Source organism: Hahella sp. NS-SX17, assembly GCF_057367735.1.
Genome location: NZ_CM170632.1, coordinates 5,229,699 through 5,245,611, shown reverse-complemented (window position 1 = coordinate 5,245,611; position 15,913 = coordinate 5,229,699). Strand labels below are relative to the sequence as shown.

Below are 15,913 nucleotides of genomic sequence, written 5' to 3'. Positions count from 1 at the left end.
ATAAACAAAAGGTTATAGGTACTAGGAAGGGCTAAAAAGAGTGATTTTTGATCTATTTCTTGATTGTTTTTCGTACAAATGGAAAATATAGGAAACTAAAAAGTACTCAATTTCCCGCAATGTCCTGAAATGTCACATACCAAAAAAAATTCATTACAATCTAGTAATGTGCGACTGAAAAACATTCAATTGGCAAATCTGAAAGAGTTTCATGGTGTGTTGTCGGACGACGTAGCTTCCTAAAGAGGGCTTCCGCTAGTCATCAATATCATCAATCACCCCTAACCTGATGGCGCATTCCCTGAAACCTGTTCGACTGACGCCAAGCACGGGCTTTATTTTCTCAGTGATAAGATTGTTGATCCGCTTTTCGCTCAAGTTCAACTCGCTGGCGACTTCAGTCATATCGCTGCCTTGAGCGAACATTAGGAAAATCTGCTTTTCCCTGTCATCCAGTTTACGCAATGGGTCGCGCACGGCTTTCATACCGATGCTTTCCAAGACGCCGGGTGCGAAGTAATCGTCGCCTTGCGCAACGGTTTCTATCGCCTCTACTACCAGTTTCAGGCTGGCGCTCTTTTTTACATAGCCTTGCGCGCCCATGGTGTAGCACCCGGAGATGGTATGAATATTCTCTCGCATGGAAAAAATGACAACCCGAATGTGCTCATTCCGCTCCTTCAACCGTCTGATAAGAGAGATATCCCCTTTGGTCCCTTTGAAGCCAAGATCGACAACAAACACGTTTACATCCTCTCGGCTGGCGTTCTCCATTAGATCCGCCTCAGTTGAGGCGTGCCCAACGACGTCAATGTGAGGATATTGGCAAAGCATATCCCTTAATCCGCTGATGACGATGTCATGATCGTCAGCAAGAAAGACGTTTATCTTAGTCATGGCGTTAATATCGTCTGAGGGTCCATCATTTCAGGTAATTGTATGGGGAGGCGTACATGGATGGCGGCGCCTGTTTCAGGTTGTTGCTCAATCCAGAACTGGCCTCTTAGCGCTATCGCTCGCTCCTTCATGGAGGTTAAACCGTGCCCGCCGCTACCGCCTGCGGGAGGTACGCCAACGCCATTATCCCTGATGCATAGGCGAAGGCAATGTGGAGAAGCAGTTTTGTCCACGCCCAGGCTAACGCTAACTTCCGTCGCTTGGGAGTGCTTGGCGACGTTCACCAAGGCTTCTTCAACGATGCAAAATAGAGCATGACTGACGGCGTCAGGCAAATTTTCGGGAATGTCGATATACGCGTCATAGCGGCGTGTCGGTAGCTTTTCTCGCCATTCTTCAATGGTGCGCCTTATAGCTTCCTGTAAGCCAAGCGTATCGAGAATTTCAGGTCTGAGCCGTTCGATGATATGGGTCGTGGTGGAGATTAACCCGTCCACTCGCTCCAGGATGGCGGCAAGCCTGTTAGCGTCGGATTGTGTGTCGGCGCCGTCGGCGGCGATCTCTACGTCCCAACGTAAGCGCATTAACGTAGCGCCAAGCAGATCATGAATTTCATTAGCAATTTTGCGCTTTTCAGTGTCTTCAATATGTTTCTGCAGATGCAGCAGGTTACGCGCATCCCGGATATCCAGGATCTCCTTCACCGGCAACTTGCGCGGATCGTTGCTGAGGTTAAAGGGGTACGTGAGGGGCGCGATGATTTCTCTGCGAAATACACTGGCGATCATCGCGCGGGAGCAGATGGCGAATATCAGGAGCGCAATGAAAGTGATAACGACGAACAGATAGAAGCGCCAATCGAAATCGGGTTTTATTTCTATGGGAAGATTTACGGCGGACTCGACAATCAATCCGAATTCGCTGTCATAGCTTAGCGTCTCAATGCCATCACAGTGGTCGCACAGGGCGATGTTTGAGTTAATGCTCTTAATCTTATCAATGACATTATTGCGGTCTAAATACAGGGTGACGGTTGCTTCACATTGCCCAAAGGCAGGACTCAATACATAGCCTAAATAACAAATTTCCGTTGAGAGGTAATCGCTGGTCGCGGTCCCGAATGAAAAGATTTTTTCATCGCCCTGGTTCTTGATCAGAAAACCACTGATATCGTCTCTGGGGATACGCGTCATCAATTCGATAAAACGCTTGTTACGTTGACTGCGGGTGATCGGTCCAGAGCGTACAAATTCAATAAACTCTGAAGAGCTGGCGATGATGGCCATGCGGTTAAGCAGGTTGTTGGTATAGATCTGAACGGAAGAGGTCAAATCCTCTTGGGCGTCATCTATCGCCGAGGCGCGGTATTCGAAATACAAAAAGGCATAGATGACGATGGAGATAACCGAAATCGACGCGCCAAACAACAACACGGAAAGCGATAATTCATTTTCAACCGAGCTGAGCGTCCTCTCTCTTTTCAAAGCGTATGCCCCAACTGCAGTTTTATCATCAACCATTCTTCCTCTAGTTGGTTATATTGCTCTGTGGGATAACGCTGGAGCCAGGGCAGTGCATCAATGTGCTGTAAGAACTGCGTGTAGTCGTGCGCAAAGAGTTTGTCCTCAATATCGTCTGGCCCAACGCTCAGAAAGGGCGAGTAGTATTTGGTGGTTAACATCAACCCATTGAGAAAAGACTCGCTGGAGAGCGCTTTCGCCACGCACACAGCCGCCTTGTCAGCGCTAAGTGCGGTAATCAAATCGCGGGAGATGTGCGATAACGAGGGATGTATCGTGAAGCGCAAATGAGGGTTGTTGCGCAGCTTGCTCAGCGCCGCGCCGCTCCATGTGTAAGCGAAAGAGAAACTCGCATCGGAAAAGATTTTTCCAAGGCTGTTGGTAATAACGAACTGTGAGTCGCCCACCAGCGTTTCTATTCTCCGTAAGCCATTGGGACTGTGAGCCTTGGCGACGAGATTCGCCACTTCAATCGCATCGTCAATCACCACGATGCGTTTCCCTTTGGCGGCTTGAAATATATCTTCAATCTGTTGCGATTCATCAACACTGAAAGTGTTCCGGTTCCACAAAAAGCCAGTTAAGGACAATTGGAACAGAGCAGTATTTTCGGTATATCCATCTCCGATGAAGCGCTGCTTGACAGCTGGGTGATAGCGATCGCTGATTTGGCTCAGGTTAACCCGTGGCGCTTGGGCGACGATATCTTTGGTGAAGTCGTAAACCACATCCGAGTGAATAATGATGTCATAGCGATCACCGTCCAGGCGTGATAGAAACTCTTGGTTGGTGTAGTAATCATCATAGGAAATCTCTGCGCCGCAGGCGCGTCCAATTTCATCCATCAAACCTGGCGCATTGAGATATCCCCACCACGTGAGAATATTCACGGGGCGGGCGTTAGCATGACCTATCAGTACGCCGAACAGCAGCGTGGAGGTCAGTACTTTTCGAATATGAAATCTATCCATCCCGGTTCAACTACGTTGTCTCTATTAAAATTCTCAACACGTTGTATTAGGGTGAGATTAAGCCCTTCCAGAAAGGGGAGCAGGTCTCGCTCGTCCTCAACGATTCTGACGGAGAGCGAGCATTCACGTGCGCCCTCGTCAACGGAATAAATGTCCGTCCAAATGCCTTGCTTTTCATTACGTCGGGACAAGTCAAACGCAGGAATATAATTCACCCGCTGACCATTTAGTTCAAAGTCGCCTTCCACGGCCTCTCTCCAATAATCTGGGTGATAGTAGTTTAGGGATGCTCGCCCTCCCGGCTCCAGGTGTTGATCGATCAGCCGAAATAATCCCCGCAAATCAACGTCATTGGTGAATAGACAAAATGAATTGTAGGCGGCAAACAGCCGACTGAATCGCTTGGGACTGCTGAAAGTCCTGACGTCGCAGACATGCTTCCTCGATGACGGCAGTTGTATTTGATCCGAGAAGAAGGGGCTGATCTCTACCGTCTCAAGCTCCACGCCATGGTTGGCTAAATGATTGCTGACTCGCCCGTATCCTGCGAATAACTCCAGGGTTGAATGCCCTTGGCAAAACTCCAGATAGAAATCCAGGTCATCAGTGAAATCGCTTGAATGAGATTGGTATAGCTGCTGATCCGTAATATGAAAGAAATCCATATGTGTCCTTAAACTGTCTTCCTGAATCGGTAATTCGTTGCTCTTGTTCGTAACTGGGTGATGACGTTTACGTGTTGCTTTTCTCCTGTCGTAACAGGGAATTAGAGAATATGGGTATTGATTCCCAATATTCGGGAGTATATTCTCGCGCAAAAGGAAAATGTTCCCAGCGTCCCGGATAGACCATCGCAATGATATCGATCTTTACCTCGTCTTTTCGTTCCTCGTCGTCCACTGATTTCGTTGTAAGCCTGACTTACCTGTTTCAGGTGAAGGGTTACGCTCGCCCCGTGTCCGCTTGCTGATGTTGCGCAACAAAGGACCGTTCATGTCACCGTCTTTACTCAATAAATTCTTGAATATCGAAGACCTTAAGTTTCAGTTGTCCCGCCTTGAGGCTCTGGCGGAAAAGCCGGAAACCGCCAATCTTGTTATTCGCTACCTAACGAGCGACCCACAGTTACAAATGCAACTAGGTTATGTTTTGCAAAAGGCCTATGACACTCGCGCCAAGGTGCGGGCTCGCCAACAAGAATTATGATTTTAGGAAGCAATAAGCCTAGGAGATTCTAATGGCTCGCCTTGCTTTGTTTCCTGCATTTCAAAAAACGCCTTTCTGAACAGCAGCGGCTTGGAAACGCCTGGAATTGGGGCTTTGGGATTGCCAGCGCCGGAAACAATAATGCTGCCGTAATTTAGCAATCGGCCCAGTATGCTTTGATGGACCTGAATGCTCTCGACCTTAATCACCGCCATCTCAATCGTATTGCGTCTGATGAAGCCAAACTTGGCGATAATTCTCTTGTTGGTGATTACCAACTCTGTCGTTAGATAGCTAATGGCGGCGGAAAGCCAGAACAACAAGCCTAATCCAAAGACGCCAAGCAAAATTAAACCGATTACTATTCGAGGCCATAGCGACCAAAGGCTGACCTTGCCCTCATAGATCACATACTCGCCATTGATAAGATTATTATTAACGTAGGAAGCCACTTACTTTCTCCTTGTGGTGCATGACGATAGATGGCGAAACAACTTTCCGCCGGGCGGGCATATTATAAGAAATGCGTTGGTCTTGCCTAACAGAGATGAAAAGGTGGAAAGATGGTTAACTATCTCCATATATGCTGGCGACGCGAATAAACTTTTTGGGCCCCGTATTGTACGGTTCCTCCGACTTAATTAAGGTTCCGCCTTCACTCCCACACTTTTGGACCGCCACCGTGACAGACTCCAGACAGGATATCATTTGCGACATATTCAGAATTTTCTCTACCGAATACAAGGAAGACGGGATACGGAAACAGTTGATGAGCGCCATGCATGCGCTGGAGCAGGTGACGGACAACGAAGAAGACATGCTGCGAGCGCTGATGGCGGTCATCTGCGCCACGGATTGCCTGGATGAGAGCGAGGCTATCGCCGACTTGGCGTTTGCTTCGCTTATGGCGGTGATGAGTGCGATTGCAGACTGTTGCCCAGGCCCTGACCGGCTGGCGGAAATTAGCGCCTGGATTGATGAGCAGCTATGGCTTGCGCTGGAAGCCGACGTTGACACGATGCGACTGCGAAGAATCATTCAATGCGCCACCTACGCCAGACTCGCAATCAGCGAAGACGTGATATTTCGAATCAACGAGAAAGAAATTGAAGACAGCCCGCCGTTCATTGGCGTTCCCACGGTTGAGTCGATGGCGAGAGCCATCCTGGAACTGGTCACACTAAACGGCTGCAAAACTGAGTGGGATTTGCAGCAGGTGTTGAGCCATCTGGGGGCGCAAATGCCCGAGGGTGCGACAGCATTCTATGTGCCTGCGTTGTTAAGCCTCGAAACGCCTTGGCGCGACTGCGCGGCGTTGCTGACCATGGACCCGATCAGGAAAAACCGACAGGGGGCCATTGAAGCTTGGTTATCGCCGGAGTGTCAGGCGCTCGCCAATGAAACGGACCTGACCCGGTTAGTGGCTGCCCGTAAATGGCTGCCTGAGGAGGATAGAGAGCTTATCGACGTGGTAGTGAAGGGGTTGCAGCGCCTTCGTGTGGGCGGCGTTGTGGGGCCTTCCAGCAAGGCGGAGATACTAGGGAGCTATGTCTCCCCATTTGATTCTCAGGGGGCGTTTTATGCCGTCCTGGCGCTGCGTCATGAAGACGCCTGGAAGATCTGGAGCGCTCGTCTGCAGCAGGGCGTCGGCATCACTAAAGGCGGCGTGCTGGTATTTCCTGAATTCGAATCGCTTGAACATCACATTGAGGGCGGCAAACATCACTTTCACCTTGGCGAACTCTCCCTTGTTACCCTGCAAAAAATCATTCGCCACTTCCTGCTGAAAAACCGCGATTCGGGAACGCTACCTGCGCCGGAGCTGCTATGGCTGATCAGCCATGTTGAAGGGGACTGGGCGCTGCCGGGCGCCATGAATATGGACGACCTCATTGAAACGCTGACCGATGCGGGAGAACTGCCTGCGGATCAATGGGACTTTGCGCAAGACATGCGTAGCCTGACGCAACCTTGGTTAAGGTCGGAATGGACAGGCCAGCACACAACAAGTGAGGCGCTAATCCTTGAATGCCTGGAGCCGCAACGAGAAAGCTGGCTGGAGCGCTGCGCCCTTTTGGCCTGCTTCATTCACGAGCGAAAAGGAAGCCGCAAGGAGATTGAACTGCTGAGACAGGCCGCCGCCAGTATCGCCTCCGGCAAACCGCTGATAAACATTTCCCTTATACGAGAAATGGCGGAATCCGCGTTTCATTGGGAAGGAACGCCAGTCCAGTGGCTGGATATGCCGTCCGAGATAGCGAAGACGATTCGCAGGCAAATATACTGACACACAGGCAACTGCTTGATAGAGGGCGCGTGGCGGCAATACCGATAGTCTGCTTAAGGCCCTACGAAGAGAATAGCTGCACTAATCCTACTCAGAATCAATCTCAATACTGTTAGAACCACGCAAGCAAGCGAAAGGCGTGCATTGCGGAGGGCGGTAATAACAAAAAGGCAGCGACACCCACATAGCCAAGGAGGACCTGTGTCAGGTGCGCTGTTTCGGAAGGCCCCTTCAACTCAACACTGATTTTTTATTTTCCAAACGGTGGCCATGGCAGGCCATGAGCTACACTTTGTAAATAACGCTTAACTTTAAATACCTAGTATAGGGTGAGTAGTAATATGAATAGACTCTCTCTTATCTGGAAAATCTCGCTCCCCGTCATTGTTGTTTTCACACTGTGTGTTTTCGCTATTTACCTATACATACCCAAGGCGGTGGAAGCCAATGCCATTAGTGAAGCAACTACTTCGGCGGAGCAGGTGGTGCAGCAATTTAAGACATTGCGCGGCTACTACACCAAGAATGTGGTTCAGAAAGTGCTGGGAAATTCGAGCATGAAAGCCTCGTTTAATCACAGCCAGGAGAAAGACGCCATCCCATTGCCAGCGACGATGATTCACGACCTAAGTCATGAGTTTTCGCAGCAAGGCATGACTTTGAAGCTGTATAGCGCCTTTCCATTCCCCAACCGATCAGAGCGCCAGTTGGATAGTTTTGGTCAAGCTGCTTGGGCCAACCTGACTAAGAATCCTGACACTACCTTTTCCCAAGTAGATAAAGATACGAAGCAGGGCTCCGTGGTGCGTGTCGCAGTGGCGGATAAAATGGTGGCGCAAGCCTGTGTCTCCTGTCATAACACGAGAGCAGACACACCTAAAAACGATTGGAAATTGGGTGATGTAAGAGGCGTCTTGGAAGTGGATGTTAATATTGACGCTTCGCTCGCTAACGGCCAAGTCCTAGGCGCCAAAATAGCTGCTATATTGGCTGTCTCGTTATTCGCTGTATTGTGTCTCACCGCATTTTTATATCGGATATTGGCGCACCGACGAATCAATCATATCGCCATGGCTATGGAAGACATATCCAGCGGGGGTAGTGACCTCTCTCGCAGACTGGATGCTGAAGGGGGGGATGAAATTAGTCGTATAGCAGTAGCGTTTAATAACTTTGTTAATGAGCTGGCTCAAACCTTCAATAAGATTGTTAGCTTAACGCGAGAGGTTGCCTCCGCAGCAAAAGAATTGTCGGAAATTACCGAACGTAGTAACGATGACATACACCAACAGCAACGTCAGACCGAGACTGCTGCTGCGGCGATTAATCAAATGACCAGTACGGTCAATCATGTTGCAGACAATGCTTCCCAATCGTCAGAGGCGTCCACTAAAGCGGATGCCGCCGCTAAACAAGGCCTGCAAGTAACCCAGGCCGCAGCAGAGGCGATTGCACAGGTATCAGAAAGTATGCAGGACGCCAAAGACGTTGTAGTCAGATTGAATGAAGACAGTAAAAGCATTGGCGCGGTTATTGACGTTATACGGGGGATTGCGGAACAGACCAATCTGCTGGCTTTAAATGCCGCGATAGAAGCCGCAAGGGCTGGCGATCAAGGGCGAGGATTCGCCGTCGTCGCTGATGAAGTGCGCAGTCTTGCCCAGAAAACCCAGACGTCGACCGAAGAGATTCATCAGATGATTGAAAAGCTACATAGCGGCTCTCAAGCCATGGTGGCGGTTATTGAGCAGGCCTCTGGAAAGACTGTTCAATCTGTGGAGTACGCTCAGCAGACATCTGAGACTATTAATGCGGTCTCCGAAGCGATCAAGGTCGCCAGTGAAATGAGCGCTCAAATCGCTGCCGCAGCCAGAGAGCAGCGCTCAGTTTCGGAAGAAATTAATAAAAATATCGTGTCAATCAATGAGGTGACAAGCCAGTCTTCAGACAGGGCGCTTCAAGCCGCTCAACGAGCGGAAAACCTTGCAGCATTAGCCAGCGAACTTAGCGCTCTTACTGCCCGATTTGGTGTATAGGTGAGGGTTTATGGCAAAAGCTCTTACAGATGTCCTTCTTCTATAATGAGATAGTTCAGGCATGAGTGATGTGGCGTCGAAGTGGTTACTTTTTGAGAGGACTGTCAATATTTAATGGCTGCGTATCACTAGAGCCAAAGCAATAATAGGGGCAGTCCAAGGAGTGCATACGAGCGATGTATACAAGTCGAACCCAGATGACTGGGTGCGGTAAGTACATGAAGCGAGCTATAGCATTTCTTGCTGTGGTATGTGGGCTACTACTGTTTTCCCGCAATGGCTACGCAATTGAACCGCCATCGTTGCACATGGTCACTTCAACTTCGATAGCGCCGTATATTATCGAAGAACAAAACAGAGGAATGGTGCTTGATGTTATTCGCGAGGCGCTCAAAAGCCAAGGCTACTCTGTAAGTTTCACCTACGTTACGAATCGGCGCCTGTATGCAGTGCTACGTGGAATGTCTGTGGATGGCGCATTCAATCTCCCCTATGGAGATTATAGCAACTATGGCTACTTTATATCCGACCCCATTGTTAACTATAAAAATATTGTAGTAACGCTCAAGAGCAATAATACCCATATCCATAATATTGACGACCTGAAGGACAAACGCCTTGCTGTTTTTCAGAATGCGCATTATTACTTGCCGCCTGCTTACAGTGTTATGGCGAAAGGTAATCCACGAATAGAAGAGGTCATCGATCAACGCTCACAGGTTTATATGCTGTTCATGAAGCGTGTGGATGCGATTATTTTGGATAAGCGCATTTTTTATTACTATCTGAACCAGCTTGAGCATGAAGGCGTTTTAATCAAGGAACCGTTTCAATTGACAGAGTTATTCGATAGTGCGCCCAGATATGCTGTTTTTCGCTCTAAGAAATTGCGAGACGATTTTAACGTTCAGCTACGGGAAATGAAGGATAGCGGTCGATATCAAGCTATTTGTGATCTGTATATTAGGACAGACTTGCAAGAATAGCACTGTATGGACCACATCAATCCCAAGACGAAAGGAAGCGAGTCAAACTTGCGCAGGCTATGTCAGGAGAGTCATCATGATAAAACGTTGTTGAGGAGCTTAAAGAAATAATAGTCAGCAATGATATAACTCTATTATAGGGGTAGAAGTGCGGAGAGATGTAATGTCTTGGGACTCAAGCGATGGCTTGATTAGCGTATACGGGGAGTCCCCGCTGGACTCTAAGAGCCCGCCGAAGGTTGGAGACCATGTCACGCTTTCTGCGTGTAATGGAACTGTGTGGGTGACGGCAAGTGTTTTATCCATAGATGGAAATAGGATGAAAGGGATTGTTGGCGACGTTTCAGAGGCAGAGATTGCTGAATGCCAGATTGGGGAACTGATTAGCTTTACCATGGAAAATGTCAGGATACTGGCGCGTCAGCATAAAAAATAACACCATGAGGAGATCCTAAACACGTTTTTTCAAATTGCTTGATGGGCGGAGGTGCGAAATACGCTTTGTTGACAAGGAGTGGGCGCTGTACGGCGTCAGAAGAGACATACTTGGCGATGATGCGCTAGTGCTGGAAGTGGCGGCGGAAAATATGCCAGAGATGCTTCCCAAAATCAGGTCTTGTCAGGGGGGCTTTAAATAATCTCAAGCTGCATGTTGGCGAGCCCACTTTATATTTTTTTCATCATGCGGATGTTGAATTAACCAAATTGGACAGGATGCTGCTGATAGAAGGTATAGAGTGAAAGAGCCCCTCGTTGATAACGCATGGCAAACCATCAGAAAGGAACAATTTAAACCTCACCAGACGCTGAAAGAGGTGGTTGCAAAGATGGAGCAAATAAAGACGGCGGCATCAGTCATCCAACAAAATGAAGGAATCCAAAAAAATTAGAAAGCGTCCTTCGTTATACGTGTTTAATGCATGCTTTGTCGAAATATAAAGACGCTTTAGAAGATGCAGAAGTTCCTATCTGTGAAGAGCGACTCCTGTGCTTACATGCTCATGCCGCCAGTGAACTATTGGAAGTCCAACAGCGGATTGACTCTGAACTTGGGCATTTGGACTTATAACTTTCATTAGGATGTGAGAGAGGGCGAAATGGATATACCCATCCTTAAAGTGTATTTAGAGATCAATGTCGATGCGTCACGGGGAGCGTTCTTGTCTAATAAGCCAGGAAAGCCATGATATCACCTCAAAGTTAGCTGATGCGAAGATGAGACTTGCGAAAACGAGACAGTGTCAAAGGGAGCGCCAAGTAAAGATACGTACTGAATGAAGCTATACGGTGGTTGGGGGGCTCTCGAACGCTCTTGTAATTGGTTTAGTGGAAGTATTTCCAAGTGGATTAATAGTCCCAGTGTGGGGCTCTGTACAGGAGAGTATCGGATAATGATCTGGGAATTGATGGCAATGACAGTCGTTGTGTCGGCTTTATATGTTGTTATGCTATGGCGCAACAGGAAAGAAGGAAATAATTAGAACCTCATGGCTCTACGTGGCAGTTTAAGGTTATACGAAACTCGTATAAAAAGAGCTGTCCAAACCAGTTGCTTGAAGGTGATGGCGAGTATCAAGAGTCTGAAGATTAGCTAACCACTTTCAATCATCAGCTTGAAGTCGGCAAGGCGTACATGAACTTGCCCAGATGCTGGAATTGGAAGGATTCGAGTAGAAGTGGAGGAAAGCGACCCAGTTGAATCAGGCTAAATAACGAAAGCAAAAAGGGGGAACGGATTAAATCTCTGTCACCAGAGCGTCCAACATGCTGAGTGCCTATAATTAAGGATACGGGAGCTGTTGAAGGGTAGAAAGAAGGGAAGAGCAAGCGCGGTGATTTTAGTCGATCATATCAAGCCACATAGCCCGTGGCGGGAGCGATCAGGATGGTAATTTGTAGTCCCTGCCATCGCTCCAAAACGAGAAATTGACGCGCTCCAAGGGAGGCAAAGATGGAAACCAAGTTTAGAAGCGATGACTGGCAACGCCTTATTCGCATTTCAAGGGTAGATCATGATCAGGCTGTCGAGATAGTTTGTAACATCGAGTCTGAGCTAAGCAGTATGATCAGCCGAAACAAGTACTCCCCGTATGTAGTAGGCAACGTTCAAGAATGTCTTGAGCAGCTTGGAAAGTTAAGGGCGGCTCTTGGTGGTAGAGGCGCTGTGTGTGAGTACTATCACGCAAATAGCAAGCTAACGGAAATTGAAAGGCAGCTAGAGATGGTGCGCTGATTTCAATTGTGGGCCAATTTGCGCGTGGCTGTTGTTATCCGGTAACTTGAGATGATTAGGGTGGACCAAGCTTGTTTCAGCAGGAGTCCGTAATGCAGAAAATGAAAGTCACTTATCAACTACAAGGTTCCGAGCCGATTTCATTTGTGGTTGATTATTTTAAAAGGAGTTCCTCTCTTGATGTGAAACTGAGGGCGATAAAAGAGACTATCATTAGGGCTAAGCTAATCGACTCTTATAATGCCTGTGGGTTGTCCGATACGGCAGAAAGAGACTCCGCTGTGAGCGACGCCAATACTCAGAGGTTAATGGAGCGTTACGGAATTTCCATTATATCGATAGAGCTGGATGGCGAGCCTTATACTGTTTTGACTGACTTACAACATTCCCGCTAAGGAGATGTGCAGATGGTAGTAATTGGTGGTAATGCCTGGATGCGGCCTTACTGAATATGGGGCGCTATGTTCGTCATTCCCCATATACTCACCTGTACGGCTGGATACGGTTTCTTAGAGGTGAGGGGCTCAGTCAGCAGGAAATCCTCAAGGCTTTTGAGATGTGCAACGCTGTTAGATTAGATCCCTTTGACAAAGGACAAAAGAGCTTGGCGATGTCCATTATTCAACATGCCTTGGGAGTGTCGCCTGTTTTTGAGTTTGAACGTTACTGTCCTCCCACGCGAGTAATTAAACTCATTGCTGTGATTGATTGCATCAAAGGTTATGTATTGAGAGCCATTACCCCCGAGGGAGAAGAGGACTTTCTGTTTTGGGTGGACAAGACTGTGGTGGGTGGAGGTTTAAGGTTATGTGAGTTGCCGCCTATACTGCAAAGCCTTAACAAAAACATTAACGAGCTACTATTGTTTAGGGTGCATGCAGGTGTGCGATTTCGTGTTGAAGGTTTACCATATAGGCCGCTCGTTGTGATACTGACGGAGAGGGACTTTGGACTTCCTAAACCACTTGCTTACAACCCTGATTTCTACCGGGGGGGGCGGGTCAAATCTCTGATACCTGAGCGACCAACACCGCACCCCTAAGTCTTTTTTTATACCCGCGAAATTAAAAATTTTGGATACTAAGACATTAGAGCTTCCAAGCTGATGGCTGAGTTGCCACCAGCTTGGAGTCATGACTTCATGTGAGCTAAGACATGTCGTCTATCAGAGCTGACCTAGGTAATTTTCCAACCTTGAAAGCCTCAATATTGGCTTTCGACAACTCTCTTAGCGCCTCGGTATTATTGGCTTTTTGCTTTAGCTCAAAAATCCACTTATCCAGCCCACCTACATCGTCGAAGGTATCCTTTGGCCACCTTTTTAGCGATTTGTATGCTTCATCAATGATTGCATCTCTCATTTTGCTCTTTGATAGCCAACCACATATAAGCGCCATATCCTGATAGAGTAGCTCTGGACACATTTTGGGGTATTTATTTATTCGCTCTCTGTATCTAGCAAGCACTTCGCTAAGCCTGATATCGCCTTGTAAAGGTAAAAGGGACTGCTTCGCCATGCGTGCTAGCGCATCAAAATATTTCTTTTCATGCGAGTTCACACTGATTGACTCTGGCGCTTGAGTGCGAACTGTCTCCAAAGGTGTTTCCAAAGTTAAAGTAATAAATGAAAAGTCAGAGCAAAGATTATGCACGTGAAAAGTCGGCTGGTATGAATCGTTTGAACTATCTCTTTCTAGTGCGATTCCAACAAGCAACGGTTCAACTACACGCAATAGCCAAAGTGGCTCATATATACCTAGGCTAGATAACTCTGTACTCCAATCCTGGGTAATTTTTTTCTTTGTTGCGGGGGTAAGTTTTTTTTTCCATGCACCTAGTGTCTTCAAGGGTTCACCTCAATAACTGTAACGCCACGGGGAGTGTTGGCTTGTTAATTTGCCTTGTCGAATGTCCAGCAATCCGTACCCTCTTATTTGTCTGGTGCTTAGACCCACGAGATTAAAAGTCTCAAATTCAGGGTTTTCTGCCCATTACACTCTGGCTAGTAAGTAGGCGCTCTACTGCTTGAAGTAGCGCCATAAAAATCATTTATTGGAAACGCATCCTATTGTTCTTCCAAGATAATCAATTGCTTCAGCAGAATCCTTGTCATCTATAAATATCCCTTTATATAAGATGGCCTCAGTCTGTCCAGTTCCAAAATCATTCGAAAATATAAATTCTACATCTTTAAATGTTTCTTTCCATGTATCTGGATAGTCGCCATTCTTCAGCTTTTCAACTGATCCTAAAGCAGACTCTATATTGTTTACATGTATATATTCATCACTTGAAGGTAAAGCTTGCTCGTTAAGTTTGATTCCTCCTCGGAATGCGACATCTAGCAAGTTAGCATTGGAGAAGTCGTTTCCCGAAAATCGATTTCCCTTTCTACTAAAGTATTCCTGGAGTTCTTCTGGTACACTACCAGTAAATATGCAATTTTTAAACGTGCCGGAGAAGTGACAATTAATAAATTCGCCGCCGCTTGAGTACAGGCCGTTAACATTAACCTCTTCGAATTTGCAGTTCTCAAACAAAGATGTTCCCGTACTAACTTCTTTTAAAGAGCAACGGCTAAAAACACAGTTAGCGAACCTAGACTGAACCAAGCCTGCGCCAAGGCTTATATAGCTAAACTTACAGCTATCAAACTTACAATTAGTATAGTTTTTTGCTATTACGTCCTTGTCAAAGCTAGCTTTTGTAAATGTTTGACCTTGGATTTCTGAAATTTGCTCTTGCTTTCTTTTCCAAAACATAATGTTCACCTTAATATCTTGGATAGGTGGCGTAATCCCTGCCGGGTCCATATTTACATATATGCTGCAAGGTGGTTGGATGATCCGTTGTCAGCTCAACAATTCTTCCCGTTTGAGTGTCTGTAAAATCAGGCCCCCTTTAAGGTGATCCTGCCACTTTATTAAAATTTCAAGCAAGATACTAAGTATGATTACTATAAGCTTTAGATTTCAGTGAAAAATTTGACCTCAACAGTAAATAAGGCGCCTGTTATTCACAGAGCGCCTTTTTAGTCAAATAATGAAGCAGCTAATTCTCAGACATAAGCCCTATCAGCTTATCTAAATCATCCATAGCCTCGGAGGACTCTTTATCATCGATATAAATCCCCTTGTAAACATGAAGTGATTTTTGCCCTTGCTCAAGATCACTTTTCAGTACATCCAATATCCTATGAAAAAGGCTAGTACTTGGCATCCTATCTAGCCCAAGCTCCTCTAGTTTAGCAATGGCAGTATGTGCATCTTTCACATAAAGGTAATTTTCATCCAATGGCAATACTTGGTTGCTTAGATCGATCCCTCCTCGGAATGCAACATCCAAAAGATCTGCTTCCGAAAAGTTATTTCCAGTAAATCGATTATACTTTCTATTGAAATCATTCTGGAGTTCTTCAGGTACAGTTGCAGTAAATATGCACTTTTTGAATGTGCCGGAGAAGTGGCAGTCTAAGAACTCACCTCCACTTGTAGAGAATAAACCATTGACTGTAACTTCCCTAAAGTTGCAGCGTTCAAATAGAGAAGTCCCAGTGAAGACATCTTTAAATTTGCATTTGTCAAAAACGCAGTCCCGATACGCGCTCTGAATTTTCCCTGAGCCAAAACAAAAGTAGTTGCTAAACCTGCATTGTTCAAATCGACAGTTAATATAGTCGTTTCCAAAGAACTCCTTGTTAAAGGTTTCCTTTACGTATACTTGATTTTTGATTTCTGTATTCTTTATTTCTCTTTTCCAGAACATAAGATTCACCTT

Annotated in this window: 15 protein-coding genes; 7 read left to right on the top strand and 8 right to left on the bottom strand. The window is 46.7% G+C overall.

The annotated features are described in order from the left end of the window. Positions 1-255 precede the first annotated feature (255 nt). Genes AC2IBB_RS23325 through AC2IBB_RS23310 form a run of 4 tightly spaced genes read right to left on the bottom strand, consistent with a single transcriptional unit; the run spans position 256 to position 4,053 of the window. A complete protein-coding gene (locus tag AC2IBB_RS23325) occupies positions 256-897 on the bottom strand; it encodes a response regulator (protein WP_216736568.1) in 642 nt (213 codons plus the stop codon). Continuing rightward, the gene (locus tag AC2IBB_RS23320; RefSeq protein WP_486329123.1) at positions 894-2,417 is read right to left on the bottom strand and encodes a sensor histidine kinase; all 1,524 of its coding nucleotides are present in this window, start codon (positions 2,415-2,417) and stop codon (positions 894-896) included. Before AC2IBB_RS23320 ends, AC2IBB_RS23325 begins: the two co-directional genes overlap by 4 nt. Beyond that, positions 2,378-3,388 carry a type 2 periplasmic-binding domain-containing protein gene (locus AC2IBB_RS23315; RefSeq protein ID WP_486329122.1) on the bottom strand — a complete coding sequence of 337 codons (1,011 nt, stop codon included), beginning with the start codon at positions 3,386-3,388 and terminating at the stop codon, positions 2,378-2,380. The genes AC2IBB_RS23320 and AC2IBB_RS23315 overlap by 40 nt, the downstream gene beginning before the upstream one ends. Then, on the bottom strand, positions 3,358-4,053 hold the full coding sequence (locus tag AC2IBB_RS23310; protein ID WP_486329121.1) for a class I SAM-dependent methyltransferase: 696 nt from the start codon (positions 4,051-4,053) through the stop codon (positions 3,358-3,360). The genes AC2IBB_RS23315 and AC2IBB_RS23310 overlap by 31 nt, the downstream gene beginning before the upstream one ends. 328 nt (positions 4,054-4,381) lie before the next feature. On the opposite strand from AC2IBB_RS23310, the gene AC2IBB_RS23305 reads away from it, so the two are divergent. After that, a complete protein-coding gene (locus AC2IBB_RS23305; RefSeq protein ID WP_486329120.1) occupies positions 4,382-4,594 on the top strand; it encodes a hypothetical protein in 213 nt (70 codons plus the stop codon). 2 nt (positions 4,595-4,596) lie between these two features. Here the strand turns inward: AC2IBB_RS23305 and AC2IBB_RS23300 are convergent, their stop codons facing one another. Then, complete coding sequence (locus AC2IBB_RS23300; protein WP_486329119.1) at positions 4,597-5,046, bottom strand: PH domain-containing protein; 450 nt, start codon at positions 5,044-5,046, stop codon at positions 4,597-4,599. A gap of 230 nt (positions 5,047-5,276) precedes the next feature. Between AC2IBB_RS23300 and AC2IBB_RS23295 the strand changes: the two genes are divergently transcribed. The 6 genes from AC2IBB_RS23295 (at position 5,277) to AC2IBB_RS23270 (ending at position 12,531) form a co-directional block, all read left to right on the top strand. After that, positions 5,277-6,881 (top strand): hypothetical protein, encoded by a 1,605-nt coding sequence (locus AC2IBB_RS23295; RefSeq protein WP_486329118.1) that lies wholly within the window; start codon positions 5,277-5,279, stop codon positions 6,879-6,881. A gap of 341 nt (positions 6,882-7,222) precedes the next feature. Then, complete coding sequence (locus AC2IBB_RS23290) at positions 7,223-8,917, top strand: methyl-accepting chemotaxis protein (RefSeq protein ID WP_486329117.1); 1,695 nt, start codon at positions 7,223-7,225, stop codon at positions 8,915-8,917. A gap of 218 nt (positions 8,918-9,135) precedes the next feature. Next, positions 9,136-9,903 carry a substrate-binding periplasmic protein gene (locus AC2IBB_RS23285; protein WP_486329116.1) on the top strand — a complete coding sequence of 256 codons (768 nt, stop codon included), beginning with the start codon at positions 9,136-9,138 and terminating at the stop codon, positions 9,901-9,903. A 163-nt stretch (positions 9,904-10,066) separates the two neighbouring features. Then, positions 10,067-10,339: a hypothetical protein gene (locus tag AC2IBB_RS23280; protein WP_486329115.1), complete on the top strand. Its 273-nt coding sequence runs from the start codon at positions 10,067-10,069 to the stop codon at positions 10,337-10,339. Positions 10,340-10,640: 301 nt separating this feature from the next. Beyond that, entirely contained in the window at positions 10,641-10,793 is a 153-nt protein-coding gene (locus tag AC2IBB_RS23275) for a hypothetical protein (protein WP_486329114.1), read from the top strand. 1,435 nt (positions 10,794-12,228) lie between these two features. Further along, positions 12,229-12,531, top strand: a complete 303-nt coding sequence (locus tag AC2IBB_RS23270) for a hypothetical protein (RefSeq protein ID WP_486329113.1) — start codon at positions 12,229-12,231, stop codon at positions 12,529-12,531. 753 nt (positions 12,532-13,284) lie between these two features. Here the strand turns inward: AC2IBB_RS23270 and AC2IBB_RS23265 are convergent. The 3 genes from AC2IBB_RS23265 to AC2IBB_RS23255 form a co-directional block, all read right to left on the bottom strand. Continuing rightward, positions 13,285-13,983 (bottom strand): hypothetical protein, encoded by a 699-nt coding sequence (locus AC2IBB_RS23265; RefSeq protein ID WP_486329112.1) that lies wholly within the window; start codon positions 13,981-13,983, stop codon positions 13,285-13,287. A gap of 198 nt (positions 13,984-14,181) precedes the next feature. Then, on the bottom strand, positions 14,182-14,898 hold the full coding sequence (locus AC2IBB_RS23260) for a pentapeptide repeat-containing protein (protein WP_486329111.1): 717 nt from the start codon (positions 14,896-14,898) through the stop codon (positions 14,182-14,184). A 289-nt stretch (positions 14,899-15,187) separates the two neighbouring features. Beyond that, a complete protein-coding gene (locus AC2IBB_RS23255) occupies positions 15,188-15,901 on the bottom strand; it encodes a hypothetical protein (protein WP_486329110.1) in 714 nt (237 codons plus the stop codon). Positions 15,902-15,913: the final 12 nt, after the last annotated feature.

Coding starts and splice junctions, on each gene's coding strand:
- AC2IBB_RS23315 (WP_486329122.1), bottom strand. CDS start 3,388: ATGGATAGATTTCATATTCGAAAAGTACTGACCTCCACGCTGCTGTTC.
- AC2IBB_RS23320 (WP_486329123.1), bottom strand. CDS start 2,417: ATGGTTGATGATAAAACTGCAGTTGGGGCATACGCTTTGAAAAGAGAG.
- AC2IBB_RS23290 (WP_486329117.1), top strand. CDS start 7,223: ATGAATAGACTCTCTCTTATCTGGAAAATCTCGCTCCCCGTCATTGTT.
- AC2IBB_RS23310 (WP_486329121.1), bottom strand. CDS start 4,053: ATGGATTTCTTTCATATTACGGATCAGCAGCTATACCAATCTCATTCA.
- AC2IBB_RS23255 (WP_486329110.1), bottom strand. CDS start 15,901: ATGTTCTGGAAAAGAGAAATAAAGAATACAGAAATCAAAAATCAAGTA.
- AC2IBB_RS23280 (WP_486329115.1), top strand. CDS start 10,067: ATGTCTTGGGACTCAAGCGATGGCTTGATTAGCGTATACGGGGAGTCC.
- AC2IBB_RS23285 (WP_486329116.1), top strand. CDS start 9,136: ATGAAGCGAGCTATAGCATTTCTTGCTGTGGTATGTGGGCTACTACTG.
- AC2IBB_RS23270 (WP_486329113.1), top strand. CDS start 12,229: ATGCAGAAAATGAAAGTCACTTATCAACTACAAGGTTCCGAGCCGATT.
- AC2IBB_RS23260 (WP_486329111.1), bottom strand. CDS start 14,898: ATGTTTTGGAAAAGAAAGCAAGAGCAAATTTCAGAAATCCAAGGTCAA.
- AC2IBB_RS23325 (WP_216736568.1), bottom strand. CDS start 897: ATGACTAAGATAAACGTCTTTCTTGCTGACGATCATGACATCGTCATC.
- AC2IBB_RS23305 (WP_486329120.1), top strand. CDS start 4,382: ATGTCACCGTCTTTACTCAATAAATTCTTGAATATCGAAGACCTTAAG.